Source organism: Campylobacter concisus (genome assembly GCF_902460715.1).
Taxonomy (GTDB): Bacteria; Campylobacterota; Campylobacteria; order Campylobacterales; family Campylobacteraceae; genus Campylobacter_A; species Campylobacter_A concisus_AK.
Window position 1 is genome coordinate 1,032,076 of sequence record NZ_CABPUX010000001.1, and the last position, 17,998, is coordinate 1,050,073.

The 17,998-nt window shown below is 41.2% G+C and carries 16 protein-coding genes; 15 read left to right on the top strand and 1 reads right to left on the bottom strand.

What is annotated here, in order from left to right:
• Window positions 1–10 precede the first annotated feature (10 nt).
• The 13 genes from lysA (at window position 11) to F3G91_RS05150 (ending at window position 15,268) form a co-directional block, all read left to right on the top strand.
• A complete protein-coding gene (gene lysA, locus F3G91_RS05090; RefSeq protein ID WP_149700889.1) occupies window positions 11–1,234 on the top strand; it encodes a diaminopimelate decarboxylase in 1,224 nt (407 codons plus the stop codon).
• Window positions 1,218–2,297, top strand: coding sequence for a prephenate dehydratase (gene pheA / locus F3G91_RS05095; RefSeq protein WP_021086151.1), 1,080 nt, complete (start codon window positions 1,218–1,220; stop codon window positions 2,295–2,297). The genes lysA and pheA overlap by 17 nt, the downstream gene beginning before the upstream one ends.
• The gene (gene hisC, locus F3G91_RS05100; protein ID WP_149700890.1) at window positions 2,297–3,394 is read left to right on the top strand and encodes a histidinol-phosphate transaminase; all 1,098 of its coding nucleotides are present in this window, start codon (window positions 2,297–2,299) and stop codon (window positions 3,392–3,394) included. The genes pheA and hisC overlap by 1 nt, the downstream gene beginning before the upstream one ends.
• A gap of 4 nt (window positions 3,395–3,398) precedes the next feature.
• Window positions 3,399–5,096 (top strand): flagellar basal-body MS-ring/collar protein FliF, encoded by a 1,698-nt coding sequence (gene fliF, locus F3G91_RS05105; RefSeq protein ID WP_103597392.1) that lies wholly within the window; start codon window positions 3,399–3,401, stop codon window positions 5,094–5,096.
• Window positions 5,096–6,127, top strand: coding sequence for a flagellar motor switch protein FliG (fliG, locus tag F3G91_RS05110; RefSeq protein WP_149700891.1), 1,032 nt, complete (start codon window positions 5,096–5,098; stop codon window positions 6,125–6,127). The genes fliF and fliG overlap by 1 nt, the downstream gene beginning before the upstream one ends.
• The gene (gene fliH / locus F3G91_RS05115; protein ID WP_149700892.1) at window positions 6,124–6,984 is read left to right on the top strand and encodes a flagellar assembly protein FliH; all 861 of its coding nucleotides are present in this window, start codon (window positions 6,124–6,126) and stop codon (window positions 6,982–6,984) included. Before fliG ends, fliH begins: the two co-directional genes overlap by 4 nt.
• The gene (gene dxs / locus F3G91_RS05120; RefSeq protein ID WP_149700893.1) at window positions 6,977–8,803 is read left to right on the top strand and encodes a 1-deoxy-D-xylulose-5-phosphate synthase; all 1,827 of its coding nucleotides are present in this window, start codon (window positions 6,977–6,979) and stop codon (window positions 8,801–8,803) included. The genes fliH and dxs overlap by 8 nt, the downstream gene beginning before the upstream one ends.
• 71 nt (window positions 8,804–8,874) lie before the next feature.
• The gene (locus F3G91_RS05125; protein WP_009294652.1) at window positions 8,875–9,285 is read left to right on the top strand and encodes a Fur family transcriptional regulator; all 411 of its coding nucleotides are present in this window, start codon (window positions 8,875–8,877) and stop codon (window positions 9,283–9,285) included.
• Window positions 9,286–9,424: 139 nt separating this feature from the next.
• Window positions 9,425–10,831, top strand: a complete 1,407-nt coding sequence (locus F3G91_RS05130) for a CYTH and CHAD domain-containing protein (RefSeq protein ID WP_223227816.1) — start codon at window positions 9,425–9,427, stop codon at window positions 10,829–10,831.
• Window positions 10,832–10,844: 13 nt separating this feature from the next.
• Window positions 10,845–11,567: a bifunctional demethylmenaquinone methyltransferase/2-methoxy-6-polyprenyl-1,4-benzoquinol methylase UbiE gene (ubiE, locus tag F3G91_RS05135; RefSeq protein ID WP_149700894.1), complete on the top strand. Its 723-nt coding sequence runs from the start codon at window positions 10,845–10,847 to the stop codon at window positions 11,565–11,567.
• A complete protein-coding gene (gene xseA / locus F3G91_RS05140) occupies window positions 11,560–12,726 on the top strand; it encodes an exodeoxyribonuclease VII large subunit (protein ID WP_149700895.1) in 1,167 nt (388 codons plus the stop codon). Before ubiE ends, xseA begins: the two co-directional genes overlap by 8 nt.
• A gap of 2 nt (window positions 12,727–12,728) precedes the next feature.
• Entirely contained in the window at window positions 12,729–13,808 is a 1,080-nt protein-coding gene (gene serC / locus F3G91_RS05145; protein ID WP_103614118.1) for a phosphoserine transaminase, read from the top strand.
• A complete protein-coding gene (locus F3G91_RS05150) occupies window positions 13,808–15,268 on the top strand; it encodes a methyltransferase regulatory domain-containing protein (protein WP_149700896.1) in 1,461 nt (486 codons plus the stop codon). The genes serC and F3G91_RS05150 overlap by 1 nt, the downstream gene beginning before the upstream one ends.
• 30 nt (window positions 15,269–15,298) lie before the next feature.
• Here F3G91_RS05150 and F3G91_RS05155 read toward each other — a convergent pair whose 3' ends face one another.
• Window positions 15,299–16,039, bottom strand: a complete 741-nt coding sequence (locus tag F3G91_RS05155) for a sulfite exporter TauE/SafE family protein (protein WP_103611385.1) — start codon at window positions 16,037–16,039, stop codon at window positions 15,299–15,301.
• A 144-nt stretch (window positions 16,040–16,183) separates the two neighbouring features.
• Here F3G91_RS05155 and F3G91_RS05160 point away from each other — a divergent pair, with 144 nt between their 5' ends.
• Both F3G91_RS05160 and F3G91_RS10575 read left to right on the top strand, forming a co-directional pair.
• On the top strand, window positions 16,184–17,455 hold the full coding sequence (locus F3G91_RS05160; RefSeq protein WP_149700897.1) for an anthranilate synthase component I family protein: 1,272 nt from the start codon (window positions 16,184–16,186) through the stop codon (window positions 17,453–17,455).
• 270 nt (window positions 17,456–17,725) lie between these two features.
• Window positions 17,726–17,848 (top strand): hypothetical protein, encoded by a 123-nt coding sequence (locus F3G91_RS10575; protein WP_262974801.1) that lies wholly within the window; start codon window positions 17,726–17,728, stop codon window positions 17,846–17,848.
• The last annotated feature ends 150 nt before the right edge of the window (window positions 17,849–17,998 follow it).

The window sequence follows — 17,998 nt, forward strand, 5'->3', positions numbered from 1 at the left end:
AGGCTATTTTATGGATTTTAAAGAGCTTGCAAGCAAATACAAAACCCCACTTTACGTTTATGATTTTAACTACATTAAAGAGCGCTACGAGGCGCTAAAAAACGCATTTTACGCTAGAAAATCTCTAGTTTGCTACGCTGTAAAGGCAAACTCAAATTTAAGTGTTTTAAAATTTCTGGCTGATCTTGGAGCTGGATTTGACTGCGTGAGCATCGGCGAGGTCAAAAGGGCGCTTCTTGCAGGTGCTAAGAGATATCAGATCATATTTAGCGGCGTTGGCAAGAGCGATGAAGAGCTAAAAGAGGCTTTAGAAAATGAAATTTTGCTTATAAATGTTGAGAGCTTTGCCGAGCTTTTAAGGCTTGAAGAGATAGCAAAAGGGCTAAATTTAAAGGCTAGGATTAGCATCAGGGTAAATCCAGGCGTTGATGCAAAAACTCACCCATATATCTCGACAGGGCTAAATGAAAACAAATTTGGCGTTGATGCGCAGACGGCTAAAAAGATGTATATCCACGCTAAAGCTTCAGAGTTTCTTGAGCCAACTGGCATACACTTCCACATCGGCTCGCAGCTAACTTCACTAAGCCCGATAATAGACGCTGCAAAGATCGTTAGTGAGCTTTTAAGAGAGCTAAGAGCGCTTGAGATCGATATCAAATTCTTTGATGTTGGCGGCGGACTTGGCATCATCTACAACGATGAAAAAGAGATAAATTTATACGACTACGCACAAGGAATTTTAGGTGCGCTAAAGGGTCAAGATGTGACCATAGTTTGCGAGCCAGGACGCTTTATCGTGGGCAATGCTGGCTACTTTGTCGCAAGCGTTTTATATGAGAAATTTAATGGCAAAAAGAGATTTGTCATCACTGATGGCGCGATGAATGATCTTATAAGACCAAGCCTTTATGGCGCACATCACAAAATTTTTGTCGATGGTAAAGACGAAAATTTAGGCACTTGCGATGTGGTCGGTCCAGTTTGTGAAAGCGGCGACTTTTTAGCAAAAGATATCAAGCTGCCAGAGTGCAAGAGTGGCGACGTCATCGTGGTTAAAGGGGCTGGAGCTTATGGATTTAGCATGAGTTCAAACTACAATACAAGAAACAGAGCCGCTGAAGTTTGCGTGCTTGATGGCAAAGATAGGCTGATAAGAAGACGTGAGTGCTTTGAGGACGTCGTGGCACCTGAGATTGAGTTTTTGGAGAGCGCTGATGCAAGAGCTAAATGAGCTTAGAAAAGAGATTGATAGTATCGATGATCTCATCTTAAATAAATTAAATGAAAGAATGAAGCTTGTCGAGCAGATCGGCAAGCTAAAGCAAACGACTGGGACGCCTATATATCGTCCTGAGCGTGAGCGAGCTATCATAAACCGCTTAACTAGCCTTAGCAAAGATAAAGCTTTAAATAAGGCTGCGATCGAGGCCATTTATCTTGAAATTTTTGCTGTTAGTAGAAATTTAGAGATGCCTCAAAAGATCGTCTATCTAGGGCCTGAGGGCACTTATACGCATCAAGCGGCGCAAAGTAGATTTGGTGCAATGAGTGCATATTTACCACTTGCTACTATCGAGGCAGTTTTTACGAAGCTAGCTCAAAAAGAGGCAAAATACGGCGTCGTGCCTATCGAAAACAACACTGAAGGCGCTGTTGGAGCTACGCTTGATTGTTTGAGTAAATTTGATGATATAAAGATAGTGGCAGAGCTCTACGTAGATATCCACCACAGCTTTGTTAGCATAAATGAAAATTTAAAAGAGATAAAGCGAATTTACTCGCATCCGCAAGGCTACAACCAGTGCCGTAAATTTTTAGAAGATCACTTGCTAAATGAGGTCGAATTTGTCCCAGCCAAATCAACCGCAGCAGCTGCATATATGGCATCTATGGATAGAGAATCAGCCGCCATTTGCTCAAAAATCGCAGCTAAAATTTACAATGTGCCAATCGTCTATGAGACTATTGAAGATAATATGGCAAATAGGACGAGATTTTTGATCTTAAGTGATTTTAAAAACGCCAAGGTTGAAAACTCGAAAACTTCGATCCTAGCTAAAACTGATCACAGTCCAGGACGCCTTGCTGATCTGCTTTCTATCTTTAAAAATGAAAATATCAATATCACAAAACTTGAGTCACGTCCTATCAAACAGCGCGAATTTAAGTCAATTTTTTACCTTGACTTTGAAGGGCATATCGACGATGAGAAGGTGCAAAACGCCTTTGAACTTGCAAAAGAGAGCGGCGCTGAGATAACTTGGCTTGGAAGCTATTTAAACGGAGAAGAGTAATGAAATTTAATGACTTTTTAGATGATCTAGTAAATTACGAGGCTGGAAAGCCGATCGAGCTTGTAGTTAGAGAGTTTGGCATCGATGCAAAAGATGTGATAAAGCTAGCGAGTAATGAAAACCCTTTTGGCACGAGCAAACGCGTAGAAGAGGCGCTAAAAGAGGTCGCTAAAAACGCACATCTCTATCCAGACGATAGCTACTTTGAGCTAAAAGAGGGGCTGGCTAAGAAATTTGGCGTAACTAGCAAAAATCTAATCATCGGCTCTGGAAGCGACCAGATCATAGAGTTTGCACTTCACGCAAAGGCGAACAAGCAAAGTGGTGTTTTGATGGCTGGCGTGACATTTGCGATGTATGAAATTTATGCAAAACAAACAGGGGCTAAAATTTACCGCACAAAGAGTGTGGAGCATAATTTGAGCGAGTTTTTAGAAATTTATAACGCGCACAAAGATGAAATTTCTGTCATTTTTCTTTGCTTGCCAAACAACCCATTAGGCGAGTGCATCGATGCCGATGAGGTCTATAAATTTATAAAAAACATTGGTGAAAACACGCTTGTGGTGCTTGATTGTGCTTACAACGAATTTGCTAATTTTAAAGATAGCAAAAAAGAGATAAAGCCAAGCGAGGTGGTGAAATTTAAAAATGCCATCTATCTTGGCACTTTCTCAAAGGCCTACGCACTTGGCGGCATGCGCGTGGGATACGGCGTGGCAAATGAAGAGATTATAGGCGCTCTTTCAAAGCTAAGAGCTCCATTTAACATCACGACACCAAGCCTAAGAGCAGCGATCGTAGCACTTGGAGATGATGAGTTTGTGCATAAAACTATGCAAAACAACTTCGAGCAGATGAAGAGATATGAGGAGTTTGCAAAGCAAAATGGCATCGAGTTTATCCCAAGCTACACAAATTTCATCACTTTTAAATTTAAAGAGCCAAAATCAAGCCAGATATGCGAAAAGATGCTAAAAAAAGGTATAATTTTACGAGATTTAAAAAGCTATGCCTTAAATGCAGTGAGAATCACCATCGGTCAGGCATGGCAAAACGATAGAGTTTTTGAAGAGTTAGAGCAAATTTTAAAGTAGGGATATGGATTTTAAGGCATTACTTCATCAAATAAGTCAAATTTATCAAAAGCTTTCACTAAAACAAAAGATCGTCGCAGGCAGCTCGATCGTCTTAGTTGTGGCTTTTTTGGTATTTTTAACGCTTTACAAAAGCAAAAGTGATAGCTTTGCAGGATATAGCGTCCTTTTTGAAAACATCAGCCCAAGCGACTCAGCCTTAATAGTCGATCAGCTAAACAAAGATGGCATCAAGTATAAATTAGCAAATGAAGGCACAATACTGGTGCCAACAAGCGATGTATATAAAGAGCGTATCGCTGTTGCAACGCTTGGCATACCAAAAGAGAGCAAGATCGGTTTTGAAATTTTTGACAAGCAAGAATTTGGCGCAACAGACGCTGAGCAGAGAGTTAAATTTCAAAGAGCGCTTGAGGGTGAGCTAGCTAGAACGATCGAGAGCCTCTCATCTATCCAAAAAGCAACCGTAAGAATAGCCATACCAAAAGAGAGCGTTTTTACTGAAAGACAAGCACTGCCGACCGCTTCTATCGTGGTTGAGCTAAAGCCAGGCGTTAGTCTAAATGCGAAGCAAATTTTTGGCATTAAAAACCTAGTCGCCGCCTCTGTTACAAATTTAAGCACAGAAAATGTAAAGATTGTCAATCAAGACGGCGTCGCACTTGGCGATGAAGACGGTGAATTTGATAGTGATGCCATAGCTCAGCAGATCCGCTATAAGCGCGAGTTTGAAAATAATTACGAGCAAAAGATCGTAAATGTGCTAGCTCCTATCGTGGGCGGGGCAGATAAGGTCGTAGCAAAGGTAAATATCGACTTTGACTTTGATAAAAAAGATACAAAAAGCGAGGTTTATGACCCAAATAACGTCGTAAGAAGCGAGAGCAACATCGAAGAAAAGCGCCAAGGCTCAGCTCCAAATGAAGTCGGTGGCGTACCAGGTGCAGTTAGCAACATAGGCCCTGTTCAAGGGCTAGATGACAGCACCTTAAAAGAGCAGTACAACAAAAGTTCGCAGCAGACAAACTACGAAATTTCAAAGAAAGTGACAAATGTCAAAGGGCAGTTTGCTAGCATAAACAGAGTGAGCGCAGCTGTCGTTATAGACGGACTTTATCAAAGCAAAAAGGATAAAGACGGCAAACCAACTGGCGAGCTTGAATTTGCCCCGCTCACCAAAGAGCAAAGAGAGTCAATCACAAATTTAATCAAGCAATCAATCGGCTACAATCAAAATAGAGGCGATGAGGTAAGCTTGGATAACTTCGAGTTTAAAACTGGCAAAGATGTCAGCACTGGCGAGAAGATGGATGGCTTTATGAACAACTACGTGATGCCTTTCTTGCCGCTGCTTAAATACATCTTTGCAGCACTGCTACTTTACATATTCTACAAAAAAGTCATCGTGCCATTTATGCAAAAGATGCTTGAAGAGACGAAAGAAGAAGAGGAGCAAGCCCAGGACGATCTTGAAGATATCGAGGTGGATGCTGAAGATACGCTTGAGAAATTTAAAGCTGCTCGTAAGAAAGTCGAGGAGCAGCTTGGTCTTAGCGGTGAATTTAACGAAGATGAGCTAAAATACGATGTCCTTCTTGAAAAGATGAAGATAGTAGTCACTGAACGAAGTGAGGAAATTTCAAATTTACTCCAAGATATGGTTAAAAACGATAGTGACTTTAACATGCGTAAGGAAATTTGATGTCTATAAAACTAACCGATAAGCAAAAGATGATATATGACGATCTTTCGATGCCAGAAAAGATCGCTATTTTACTAATACAGCTTGGCGAAGAGGCGACAGCTCTTATATTTTCACACATGGATGTTGATGTCATCACCGAAATTTCAGGCTACATAGCAACTGCAAAAAATATAGACAAACAAGTTGCTGGTGCTATTTTGGAAGAATTTTATGCACTAATGCAGTCAAATCAATATATGAGAAGCGGCGGTTTAGAGTATGCAAAAGAAATTTTATACCGCACATTTGGCCCAGAGGCTGCTCAGAAAATTTTAGACAAGCTTGCTAAAAGCATGGAAAACTCAAAGAGCTTTGGCTATCTTGATAAGATAAAGCCACAGCAGCTCGCAGACTTCATCGTAAAAGAGCACCCTCAAACTATCGCACTAATCCTAGCCCACATGGACTCAACAAGTGCTGCCGAGACACTAAGCTTCTTCTCAGATGAGCTAAGAAGTGAGGTAGTGATCAGGATGGCAAATCTTGGCGAGATCAGCCCTTCAGTCATCAAGCGTGTCTCAACCGTGCTTGAGGGCAAACTTGAAAGCCTCACATCTTACAAGGTTGAGGTTGGTGGCCCAAGAGCTGTGGCAGAAGTGCTTAACAGACTTGGTCAAAAAGCTAGCAAAAGCACCATTGAGCGCATCGAACAAAACGACGATAAGCTTGCCACAACGATCAAAGAGCTTATGTTTACATTTGAAGATATTATCAATCTTAACGCAACAGCGATCAGAGAAATTCTCAAAAATGTCGATAAAAAAGATCTTATGATTGCATTTAAAGGGGCTAGTGACGGCATTAAAGATAAATTTTTATCAAATATGTCTCAGCGTGCAGCCGAAGCCTTTAAAGAGGAGATGCAATACCTTGGCGCTGTTCGTGTAAAAGATGTTGAAGAGGCGCAAAGACGCATCGTTGAGGTTGTCCAAGGTCTAGCTGATCAAGGCGTCTTCCAAGTTGGCGAAGCAGATGAGATGATAGAATGAAAAGTAGCGTAATAACAAGTGAGACCTCGCCAGCTCACTTTATAGAAAATTATAGATTTAAGGTGCTTGGGAGTAACGAAAGAGCCCAAGATAGCGCACCTGTTTTGATAGAAGAGAACAACCTTAGTGAAGAGCTAAATGAGCAAAATTTAGAGCAAGGTGGTGAAAATTTTGCACCTCAGATGCCGCACCCAGTGCAGCCAAGTATGCAAAGCCATTTTGGCTCTCAGCCTCAGCCAGCCCACCAGCCTGGATTTGACTCGAGTTTTGTTGAGGAGCTGCTTAAAAAGACAGATGAGCTAAGCAGCAATATCATCAAACTTCAAATGCAAATAGAAAATCAAGAGAGTGAATTTGCAAAGCGCCTTGAAGCTGAGATCGCTCGTGCAAAAGAGGATGGCAAAAATGAAGGCATCGCTCAAACAAATGCTGCAAACGAGGCAAAGATAAAGGAGCTTGAGGCTAAATTTAGCGCTTCAGCTGCAAAGCTAGATGAGCAGTACGTTAAATTTGATGAGTTTTTGAAAAAGAGTGAGGAAGAGCTTGGACAAACTGCGATAAAGATCGCAAAAGAGGTGATAGAAAAAGAGGTTTCAAGCGCATCTAGTCAGATCGCTCATCACCTAGCAAATTCGCTTATAAAAGAGCTAAGCGACGTAAAAAATATAGAAATTCGCGTAAATCCTGAAGATAGTGACTATCTAAAAGAGCAGTTTAGTAAAAATGAGCGCGTAAAAGTAAGTGCTGATGATGCTATAAGCAAAGGTGGCGTGGTGATAATAAGCGAGGGTGGAAACATCGATGCGACGATGCAAACAAGGCTTGAGAAGCTAAAAATGCTGGTAAATAATGAATAAAGATCTTAAAAGCCTAAATGTCGATGAGCTAAACGCGCTTTGCCACGACATAAGAGATAAAATTCTATCCACCGTTAGTAAAAATGGCGGCCATCTTAGCTCAAACATCGGCGCAGTCGAGATCATCGTTGCGATGCACAAAATTTTTGACGTTACAAAAGATCCATTTATCTTTGACGTGAGCCACCAAAGCTACGCGCACAAGCTACTGACTGGGCGCTGGGACAAATTTGATACGCTTAGAAAATTTAACGGCATCAGCGGCTACACAAAGCCAAGCGAGAGCAAATTTGACTACTTTGTGGCAGGCCATAGCTCGACATCCATTTCACTTGCAGTTGGCGCTGCAAAGGCGATCAAACTAAAAAATGAAGAGCGCTTGCCAGTAGCTGTCATAGGCGACGGCTCGCTAAGTGGTGGAATGGCATACGAGGCGCTAAATGAGCTTGGGGACAGAAAATATCCTTGCGTCATCATCCTAAATGACAACGAAATGAGCATAAGTAAGCCAATAGGCGCTCTTAGCAAGTATCTAAGCCAGATGATGGCTGGGCAGTTTTATCAAAAATTTAAAGGCAGGGTCGAGCGCTTTTTAAGCTATATGCCAGACTCTGCAGCCTACATGGCTAGACGCATGGAGGAGGGCATCAGGCTCATCACTCCTGGTATGTTTTTTGAAGAGCTTGGACTTGAGTATATAGGCCCAGTCGATGGCCACGACCTCGCAGCGCTTCTTAGCACATTTGAAACTGCCAAAAACATGAAAAAACCAGTCATCGTGCACGTGCAGACGCTAAAGGGCAAAGGGTATGAATTTGCCGAGGGTTACTATGAAAATTGGCACGGAGTTGGGCCGTTTGATCTAAAAAGTGGCGAATTTATAAAAAGACAGTCAAACAAGTCAGCCACGGCGATCTTTAGCGAGCAGCTTTTAAAGATGGCAAGAGAGCACAGCGACATCGTTGGTGTAACGGCTGCGATGCCAACAGGCACTGGTATGGACGCGCTCATACATGAGTTTCCAGACCGCTTTTGGGACGTGGCGATAGCCGAGCAGCACGCAGTTACATCGATGTCAGCCATGGCAAAAGAGGGCTTTAAGCCATTTGTCGCGATATATTCGACCTTTATGCAAAGGGCATACGATCAGGTCATTCACGACGCTTCTATACTAAATTTAAACATCACATTTGCGATGGATAGAGCAGGCATCGTGGGCGAGGACGGCGAAACACATCAGGGCGCTTTTGATATCAGCTTTTTAAACGCTGTGCCAAACATGGTTCTTTTTGCTCCAAGGTGCGAAGAGAGCATGAAAAATGTTATGGAATTTGCCTACTCTTACAAAGGCGTTAGCGCTTTTAGATATCCGCGTGGGGCGTTTATCTTAAGAGATGAGTTTAAAGCTAAACCGTTAGAGTTTGGCAAGGGTGAAATTTTGGCTGACACAAAGAGCTACATCGCATTTTTAGGCTATGGCAACGGCGTTGGCAAGGCAAATTTGGTTAGAAATTTACTAGCCGGCAAGCTTGAGGTGATCTTAGTCGATCTAGTCTTTGTAAAGCCGCTTGATAGCGAGCTTTTATGTGAGCTAGCAAAACGCACTAAAAAGTGGTACATCTTTAGTGATAGCGCCAAAAAAGGCGGCGTTGGCGAGATCGTAAGTGCCTTTTTACAAGAAAATGGCATCTCAAATGTAAGCGTTGTTAGCTTTGAGTATGATGATAAATTTATCCAGCACGGTTCGACAGCTGAGGTCGAAAAGAGCCTTGGCATAAGCGCTGAGCAAATTACCCAAAAATTACTAGAGAATAATTAATATCATTTAATAAAGAAACGTTTAATATTACTTTTGCTAGCATAAAGCAAAAATTTGTATAGGGGAAAATTATGCAATATGTATCGTTGCTAAAACAGTCTGGGCTTAAAGTAACGCCGCAGCGTCTTAGCGTTTTGAGAATTCTTGATCGTCACACACATCCAACGATCGATGAGCTTTATGATGAAATTTTAAAAGAAAATCCATCAGTTTCGCTCGCAACTGTCTATAAAAACCTAAACACTCTAAAAGACGAGGGGTTGGTGGTTGAAGTAAATATCGTCAATCAAAAGGCGAGATACGACATTTACGAGCATCCGCACATCCACGTGGTTTGCGAAAACTGCGGTAGCGTCGAGGATATGAGCTATGATGACTCAGAGCTTGGCAAATATCAAGAAGCGCTTGAAAAAAAGATCGGTAACATCATCGAGCGCCTAAATATCGTTGCTAGCGTAAAAAGCTGTAAACACTGCCGATAAGGCAAAATTTATGTTGCACTACGCAACATAAATTTTTATTTTTCTTCATAAAACACTTCAAACAAGCCTGAAATTAGCTTTTTTCTCATTATTTTAAGCACTAACTCGCTAAAATAAGCAAAAAATTTCGGAGAAAAATGTGGGTTTGGAGATAGAGCGTAAATTTTTACTCAAAAATTCTCAAATTCTAGATTTTCTAAAAGAAGCTGGAGTAGTTTTTAAGCACCTTGAAATTTCTCAGTTTTACACCAAGATCACGCAAAATGAAGAGATCCGCTTCAGAAGCGAAGAGGATAAATTTATAAAAACGATCAAGGTTGGCAAAGATCTTATAAGAGAAGAAAATGAGGAATTTTGCGAAAAGGCGGAGTTTAAAAAGGCTCTAAAAAACCGCATCGGACACGTCATCACAAAAGATAGATATATTTTTCGGCTAAATAATAATCCCTGCAACATTGACGTTTTTAAAGACGGCTTAAACGGGCTTTGCACGTTTGAGATCGAATTTAGTGATGAAAATGAGGCTGTCTATTTTAAACTGCCATCATTTTTGGAGCAGTTTTGCCAAGCTGATGTCACCTGCGATAAAAGATATAAAAACAAATTTCTTGCTATTCACGCAAACGAAAATGAACAAATCGACTACAAAAGAGCCTACAATGTCTTTAAAAACAAAGAAATTTCGCCAAATTTTACTGCGAATTTAAAAAGCGGCGAGGCACTTAGAGCTTTATTTTTAAGCATATATAAAGAGATAAAGAGGCTAAAGAGTGACTATCTGCAAGATCACGACGAAGAAATTTTACACAACTTGCGAGTAAATTTAAGAAAAGTTAGGTCGCTACTTAAAATTTTTAACGGAGTTTTTGATGAGAAAGTGACGCTTTTTTTTGGTGAGAATTTTAAAATTTTGGCAAATTCAACCAACAAAAAGCGAGACTTAGACATATTTTTAGGCTTTTTAAGCGAGCAAAAGCATGCAAATGAGCTAATTTACTTTGTGCAAAAGGCTTTAAATTTAGAGTATGAAAACGTTAAAAGCTACCTAAGCGACGAGGAAAACTACGCATTTTTAAAAGAGTGGGAGATATTTTTAAATGAGGGCGAGTTTTATAGATCAAGGCTCTTTGATGTAAGCCTTTCGCGCCTTGGCTCGTTTAAACTAAGAACGCTTCTAGTTTTGGCTCAAAAGAGGCTAAAAAGCCTAGATCAAGACTGCCCAAATGAGAGCTTTCACAAGATCAGGATCGAGCTTAAAAAGGTGAGATATACCTACGAGTTTTTGAGTGAGATTTTTTATTTTGACGGGCTTAAAAAGTATGAAGAGCGGCTAAAAGATATGCAAGAGATCTTTGGTGCGCTTCAAGACTATGACGTCTGGCTGGGTATCTTAGAGCGTTTGCCAGAAGCTGCTGGCAAGGAAAAACTTGAGAGCAAAATCTATAAACAAATTTACAAAACCAGAGAAGAGATACTAAAAAAACGGCTTAAATTTATAAAAGCAACTCGCAAGATCTCGCGAAATTTAAAAATTTACTACATATAAAGGTCTAAAATTTATGCAAAAACAAGAAAAAATAGTTGATATGTTTAACCAGATCGCCCCGACTTACGACGTCGCAAACAGGGTTTTAAGCCTTGGCGTGGACGTGAGCTGGAGGAAATTTGCCTGCAGATATATGCTAGAAATTTTTAAAAATAAAAGTATAAATATCGTGGATGTGGCATGCGGCACTGGCGATATGATGGGGCTTTGGAGTGAAATTTCAAAAGAATTTGGCGTAGAGATAAAAAGCCTAACTGGCATCGACCCATCAAGTGGCATGCTAAAAGAGGCGAGGACGAAATTTCCAAATTTTAAATTTATAGAGGCATATGCTGATAATACAACGCTTGCAAGCGGTGAGGCTCAAATTTTAAGCATAAGCTACGGCATCAGAAACGTGGTCGAGCGAAAGGCTGCGCTTAGGGAGTTTAACAGGGTCTTGGCTGATGGCGGCTACGTCGTAGTGCTTGAATTTACAAAGCGCCAGAAAAAGGGCTTTATAACTGCGCTAAGAGATTTTTACCTAAGTAAAATTTTGCCAAGTATCGGGGGCTTTATCTCAAAAAACAAAGAGGCATACGAGTATCTGCCAAGCTCGATCGAAAATTTCTTGGACGCAAAGAGCTTTTGCGATGAGCTGGTTGAAGTTGGCTTTGAGATAGAGCTTTGCAAGGGCTTTAGCATGGACATCTCGACGCTATTTATCGCTAAAAAGGTCAAAGAGATCAATGCTTAGCGTATCTGAGCTAAACGAAAAAGCAAAGGCGCTGCTTGAAGCAACCCTTGACTACGTCGAGGTTAGTGGCGAAATTTCGCGCCTTACAAAGCATGCCTCTGGGCACTGGTACTTCACGCTAAAGGACGAAAAGTCAAGCATCTCAGCTGTGATGTACCGCATGAATAACCAAAAGGTGAAATTCTTGCCAAAAGAGGGCTTGAAGGTCAAAATTTATGGCAAAGTGACCATTTATTCGACAAGTGGGTCGTATCAGCTAGTGGCTAGTGCGATGCTGCCTGATGGCGAGGGCGAGCTTGAGCTTGCGTTTAGGCAGCTTAAAGAAAAGCTCGAAAACGAGGGGCTTTTTGACATCGGCGCAAAAAAAGAGATACCAAATTTACCTAAAAAAATAGCCCTTGTCACAAGTGCCACTTCAGCTGCACTTCAGGATATGCTAAAGGTGGTAAGAAGTCGCTGGAGGCTAAGTGAAATTTATATATTTGACGCGCTAACTCAGGGCGAAAGTGCTCCAAGCTCGCTTATAAAAGCCTTACGCAGAGCCGATAAATACGGCGTAGATGTGATCGTTTTAGCTAGAGGAGGTGGCAGCAAAGAGGATCTTTGGTGCTTTAACGACGAGGGCCTGGCACGTGAAATTTATGCCACCAAAACGCCAGTCATAAGCGCTATCGGACATGAGATAGACTACGTTATAAGTGACTTTGTGGCAGACCGCAGATCTCTTACGCCAAGTGCAGCTATGCTTGATCTGTTGCCTGATGAAGAGGCGTTTTTCCAGTATCTTGATAGACTCAGCGACGATCTTGATAGTGCTTTAAATTTAAAGATCACAAAGAAGCAAAATCTGCTAAATTTACTACTTTCTAAATTTTCATCAAACGCTCTAAAAGCTAGGATCGAGCTAAAATTTAGCGAGGTGGCAAACAAACAAAATGCCCTAACAAACGCCGTGCAAAGAAAGATCTTGCTTCTTAGCTCGGCCCTTGGCTCGCTAGAGAAGGCTTATGAGATGAGGGAGCTCTTTTTTGAGAGCACGAAGGGGCTTATCGAGGTTAGAAAAGATGGCAAGAGAGCTGATCTTAGGGATTTAAATTTGAATGATGAGATCGAGCTTATCTCGCAAAATACACATAAAAAAGCAATTATCAAGGAGTAAAAATGAGTAGAAAAATCAACTTTAGTGCAGGCCCAAGCGCGATACCATTAGATGTTTTAGAGCACGCAAAAGCCGAATTTACCGACTACAGAGGCGAGGGCTACTCGATCATGGAGATCAGCCACAGAAGCAAGACCTTTGAGGAGATCCACTTTGGCGCGATGGAGAAGATAAGAAAGCTTTACGGCATCGGCGATGAGTATGAAATTTTATTTCTTCAAGGCGGCGCACACTTGCAATTTAGCATGATACCGATGAATTTATATCAAGGTGGCAGGGCTGAATATGCAAACACCGGCGTTTGGACAAACAAAGCGATCAAAGAGGCAAAAGTGCTTGGCGTAAATGTGGATGTCGTAGCAAGCAGTGAGGATGAAAATTTCTCTTACATCCCTGAGTTTAAATTTAGCGATGACGCCGACTATGCCTACATCTGCTCAAACAACACGATTTACGGCACGCAGTATAAGGCTATGCCAAAGACCAAATCGCCCCTTGTCGTCGATGCTTCGAGCGACTTTTTCGCTAGACCACTTGATTTTAGCAGTATCGGCTTGCTTTATGGTGGCGCTCAGAAAAATGCAGGCCCAAGCGGCGTGACTATCGTCATTTTAAGAAAAGACCTAGTTGATCGCGTGAGTAGCCAAAACGTCCCTATGTTTTTGCGCTACAAAACGCACGTAGAGGCAAACTCACTTTACAACACACCGCCAACTTTTGGAATTTATCTCTTAAATTTAACCATGCAGCACCTGCTAGATCTTGGCGGACTTGCCGAGGTTGAGAAGATAAACGCCAAAAAAGCAAGCACGCTTTATAACATCATAGATAGCTCAAATGGCTTTTACGTGGGTCACGCCAAAAAATCAAGCAGGTCAGATATGAACGTGAGCTTTACGATACCAAAAGATCATGCGCTTGAGCCAGTTTTCGTCGAAGAAGCGCTAAAAGAGGGCATGCTAGGGCTAAAAGGTCACAGACATCTTGGCGGCATAAGAGCCTCTATTTACAACGCTGTTAGTCAAAGCGACGTTGAGAAACTTGGCGAGTTCATGAGAGAATTTGCCAGAAAGCACGGCTGATGAACAAGGCAAAAAAAGCTTACGACGAAATTCCTTATTTCTCAGCTGCATTTAGCGACTGCTCGCCTGTTAGGATAGAGGCGGTGGCTAAATTTCTTGGGCTAAAGGTGGCAAATTTAAAAGATGCTAGAGTGCTTGAACTTGGCTCGTCATACGGTGGCAATATCTTGCCATTTGCAGCTTCTCGCAAAGAGGCAAAGGTCGTTGGTATCGACATCTCAAGCCACCAAGTAGAAGAGGGCAACAAGATCGCAAAGAAGATGAAATTAAAAAATTTCACCATTCTTGAGCGTGACTTTTTGCACATGAATGAGCACGATATCAAGGAGCTTGGCGAGTTTGACTACATCATCGCTCACGGCGTTTATAGCTGGGTGAGCCCAAACGTGAGAGACGCGCTACTTGCAACGATAAAGGCGCTACTTAGCAAAGATGGCATCGCCTACGTCTCTTATAATACCTACCCAGGCTGGAAAAGCCTTGATATTTTAAGGGACTTCATGCTCTTTGCAAGCGCTGGCAAGGAGAGCAAAGAGGCACTTTCTCACGTCAAAGATGAGCTAAATTTCTTGCAGGATTATTTGAAATTTAGCCTGCAAAACCAAAACGACGTCGTCTATAAAGACAGCATGAAACTACTTTTGACGCAGCTAAATTTCTTACAAGGCATCATCGCAAAGGGGAGTGATTATTACATTTTGCACGACTTTTTGGAGGCTAGCAACGAGCCAACTTACTTTCATAAATTTGCCAAACACATCGACAAACACGGGCTTTGCTACGTCATAGACGCCTCGCTAAACGATATCTTTGCAAGCTCAACCGGGATCTACCGCTTTGACGCGCACATCGAGCAAAGCTACAACACTCGCATCAAAAAAGAGCAGATAAACGACTTTTTGTTTAATAGATCATTTAGAAAAAGCCTTATCGCGCACAAAGAAAGGCTAAATGGCGCTGAGGACTTTGACGCGGTGCTTGGCGAGAGCGAGCTTGATAGAATTTATTTTGCATATTTTAGTGAGCAGCCAAGGACAAAAACGCAAGAAATTTTAAGCAAAGCCTATCCGCAAAGCCTAAATTTAAGTGAAGTAAAGGCTGCACTTGGTGAGAGCGAGAGTGAAGCATTTATGGGGCTACTTGAAATTTTAAATGATCAAAACACCAAAATTTCATCCTCAAAGCTTGCTGCACTTGCTTATGAGCCTAAAAAAACTAGGCTAAAGCCTAGAGCTGCGGCCTATCTTGGTTATTTTTTGGAGGCTAGCTCACCAGTTATTTCTTTGGCAAACGAGCTAAATGGCAAGCTTAGTTTAAGCGTTGAGGAGATCAAAGCTGCATTGAAATTTGACGGCAAGGCCAGCCTTAAAGAGATCTCAAAGGGCGTAAATTTAAGCGAAGATGAGCTAAAAGAGCTTGCTTTTAAACTAAGTGAAGCTTACTTTTTTGAAGAAATTTAAAAAAAGAGCGTGGCAAATTTAGCCATGCTCTTACTCAAAAAACATATCTTTTAATATCAAACATATCATCGCTATGTAAAAGACCAAAAACCATTTTTTAAGTGTTTTTTTGTCGGTATGTTGCGTCTTTTTGGTGCCAAAGTATGCGCCTATTAGCGAGCCAAGACCTAAAAATGTGCCCTCAGCGTATGAGATGTGACCATTTAGCGAGAGCGAGATGAAGCCGGCAATGGCTGCAAACATAACGAAAAACACGCCCATAGAAACGGCTTTTTTCAGCTCATAACGTAAAAAGCCAACCAAGATAGGAGCGATAAAGACGCCTCCGCCGATGCCGATACTAATGGCAAAAACGCCAACAAAAACGCCAACTAAAAATAGCAAAAAGAGCGAATTATTCGCATTTGAGCCGTCGCTGTTTGGTGAAAAGTATAACTTGATAAGTGAGAAGACAAAAGTTGCTAGAAGCATAGACTCAAGTAAGAGTGCAGGTGCGTGCGATACGATGATGCCACTAAAGCTGGCTCCAACCAAGCCTCCAAGCCCCAAAACCACGCCACGATCTAGCTTTAAAAGCCCAGCTTTGTAGTTTAGATACGAGCCAAATGTCGCACTAAAGATCATCTGCATGACGCTTATGCCAATGGCTGTTTTCACGTCGTAACCAAATGCGACCATGATAGGAACGACGACCGTGCCGCCACCGATGCCAAAAAACCCAGCGATGTAACCAACGCCGATACCGATTATAAATAGTTCTACAAAAAGCATTTTTTCTCCCTTGACTGGTGCAAATTTTAGCCAAGGGGCTCTTAAAAAAATAGTAAAAAAGGCGTAAATTTATAAATTTAGCCAAAATTCTAAAAAGTAAAAGCGAAAATTTTTTATAATCAATAAAAATTTAAAAGGAAAAAGATGCTCTTAGAACAACCACTTTTTTATTATGAAGCGATCAGAGAAAAATTTAAAAATAGCTACCTTGCTGAAGACAAGACGCAAACGATAATCGGCATCGACTGCGAATATATCGATGAAAAAGATATGGACTTTTATGGACTTAGAAGCTACTTTGATACTAATCGTAACAGATCACTCGCACCTTTTGCTGGACTTTTTGGCGTTTTTGCATATGATGGCGTGAGATACTTTGAGTATATCGGTGAAGAAAAGGCTAAAAAGTATGAATTTCCAAAATTTATCTACGCTGATGCTAAAGCATATCTACACTTTGATAAGATGAGTAAAATTTACACTTTTTATGGAGATAAAGAGAGGTATTATGACTTTTTGCTAAATTTAAAGGCAGAAGGTGAGCTCAAAAAAGAGTGTGAATTTAGCGTAAAAACTGATCTAAGTGAAGAAAAGAAACACTTTGAAGATATGGTTGAAGTGGCAAAAGAATACATAAGAAGCGGCGACGTCTTTCAGGTGGTGCTTGGGGAGCTACTTGAAATTTCAACAAATATGAGCAGTTTGGACTTTTACAAAAAGCTAGCTAACGCAAATCCTAGCCCATATATGTTTCATTTTCCTACGCCTTATGGTGACGTGGTCGGCTCGTCGCCTGAGCTTGTTTTTGAGATGAAAAGCGAGCAAATTTTTGTAGCACCGATCGCTGGCACAAGACCAAGAGGCAGCGATGCAAATGCTGACTTGGCACTTGAAAATGAGCTACTAAGCGATGAAAAGGAGCTAGCTGAACATAAGATGCTAATCGATCTTGCCAGAAATGACATCGGCAGGGTCTCAGAGCCAAAGAGTGTGGTCGTGAAAAATGCGATGCATATCCAGAAATTTGAAAAAGTGATGCATATCGTTAGCGACGTCTATGGCAAGTGCGCTAGGGAGCTTAACCTTTTTGACGTGCTAGCTAGCATCTTCCCAGCTGGCACGCTAAGCGGTGCGCCAAAGATCAGAGCGATGCAGATAATTAACGAGCTTGAAATTTTTGAGCGGAATATCTATGGTGGGGGCATTGGATTTTTGCATTTTAATGGCGACGCTCAGGTGGCGATCCTCATCCGCTCAGCCATCTTTGTGCCAGCTAAAAACGGCTTTAGCGACGTCTTTGTCGGAGCTGGAGCTGGCATAGTCTATGACTCAAAGAGCGAAAAAGAGTATGCTGAAATTTGCCACAAACGAGCCAGTGTGGTAAATGTCTTTAAAAACAGCGCAAAAGAGGTTTAGATTTACAAATCAGGAGCTTTCATGCCAGGACAAAATTTGATCCTAGCCATAACTATCGTCGTTTTTATATTTGCATGCTTTATGGCGTATAAGGATCATAAAAATAGTTTGCAAAAGAAAGAGAGATAAATTTATTAAATTTAAAAGGTTTAAATCAATCTGCAAAAGCAAATTTGTATTGTTTGGCTTTAAAAAGAATAACTAATGTCAAGATAAATTTATCCTAGTTGTAACGATCCTATTTTCGTAGGCGCACTAAACGCTAGCAAGATGAAATTTTGCTTTGATGAACGCATCCAAACAAATGTGGTGGCAAATTTTACGCAAATTTATGAGTATGAAAATTTACACATCAAAAAGGGCGAGCGCCTAGAAATTTTGAGTTTAGCTTAACTATCGTCATATTAGCGAAAATGATGCGACCAAATTTAACATCTTTGAAAACAAAGAGCTAAAATTTGCTTAAGCGATCAGACTTATAAAATAAATACGCTAAGCATATGAATAAATTTTTATATATTCATTACAATATGAGTTATAGCC

Excerpts from the sequence above, each read along its gene's own strand:
- F3G91_RS05160 (WP_149700897.1), top strand. The coding sequence starts at position 16,184 with ATGCTCTTAGAACAACCACTTTTTTATTATGAAGCGATCAGAGAAAAA.
- dxs (WP_149700893.1), top strand. The coding sequence starts at position 6,977 with ATGAATAAAGATCTTAAAAGCCTAAATGTCGATGAGCTAAACGCGCTT.
- xseA (WP_149700895.1), top strand. The coding sequence starts at position 11,560 with ATGCTTAGCGTATCTGAGCTAAACGAAAAAGCAAAGGCGCTGCTTGAA.
- lysA (WP_149700889.1), top strand. The coding sequence starts at position 11 with ATGGATTTTAAAGAGCTTGCAAGCAAATACAAAACCCCACTTTACGTT.
- hisC (WP_149700890.1), top strand. The coding sequence starts at position 2,297 with ATGAAATTTAATGACTTTTTAGATGATCTAGTAAATTACGAGGCTGGA.
- F3G91_RS10575 (WP_262974801.1), top strand. The coding sequence starts at position 17,726 with ATGAAATTTTGCTTTGATGAACGCATCCAAACAAATGTGGTGGCAAAT.
- serC (WP_103614118.1), top strand. The coding sequence starts at position 12,729 with ATGAGTAGAAAAATCAACTTTAGTGCAGGCCCAAGCGCGATACCATTA.
- fliH (WP_149700892.1), top strand. The coding sequence starts at position 6,124 with ATGAAAAGTAGCGTAATAACAAGTGAGACCTCGCCAGCTCACTTTATA.
- fliG (WP_149700891.1), top strand. The coding sequence starts at position 5,096 with ATGTCTATAAAACTAACCGATAAGCAAAAGATGATATATGACGATCTT.
- pheA (WP_021086151.1), top strand. The coding sequence starts at position 1,218 with ATGCAAGAGCTAAATGAGCTTAGAAAAGAGATTGATAGTATCGATGAT.
- fliF (WP_103597392.1), top strand. The coding sequence starts at position 3,399 with ATGGATTTTAAGGCATTACTTCATCAAATAAGTCAAATTTATCAAAAG.
- ubiE (WP_149700894.1), top strand. The coding sequence starts at position 10,845 with ATGCAAAAACAAGAAAAAATAGTTGATATGTTTAACCAGATCGCCCCG.
- F3G91_RS05155 (WP_103611385.1), bottom strand. The coding sequence starts at position 16,039 with ATGCTTTTTGTAGAACTATTTATAATCGGTATCGGCGTTGGTTACATC.
- F3G91_RS05150 (WP_149700896.1), top strand. The coding sequence starts at position 13,808 with ATGAACAAGGCAAAAAAAGCTTACGACGAAATTCCTTATTTCTCAGCT.
- F3G91_RS05125 (WP_009294652.1), top strand. The coding sequence starts at position 8,875 with ATGCAATATGTATCGTTGCTAAAACAGTCTGGGCTTAAAGTAACGCCG.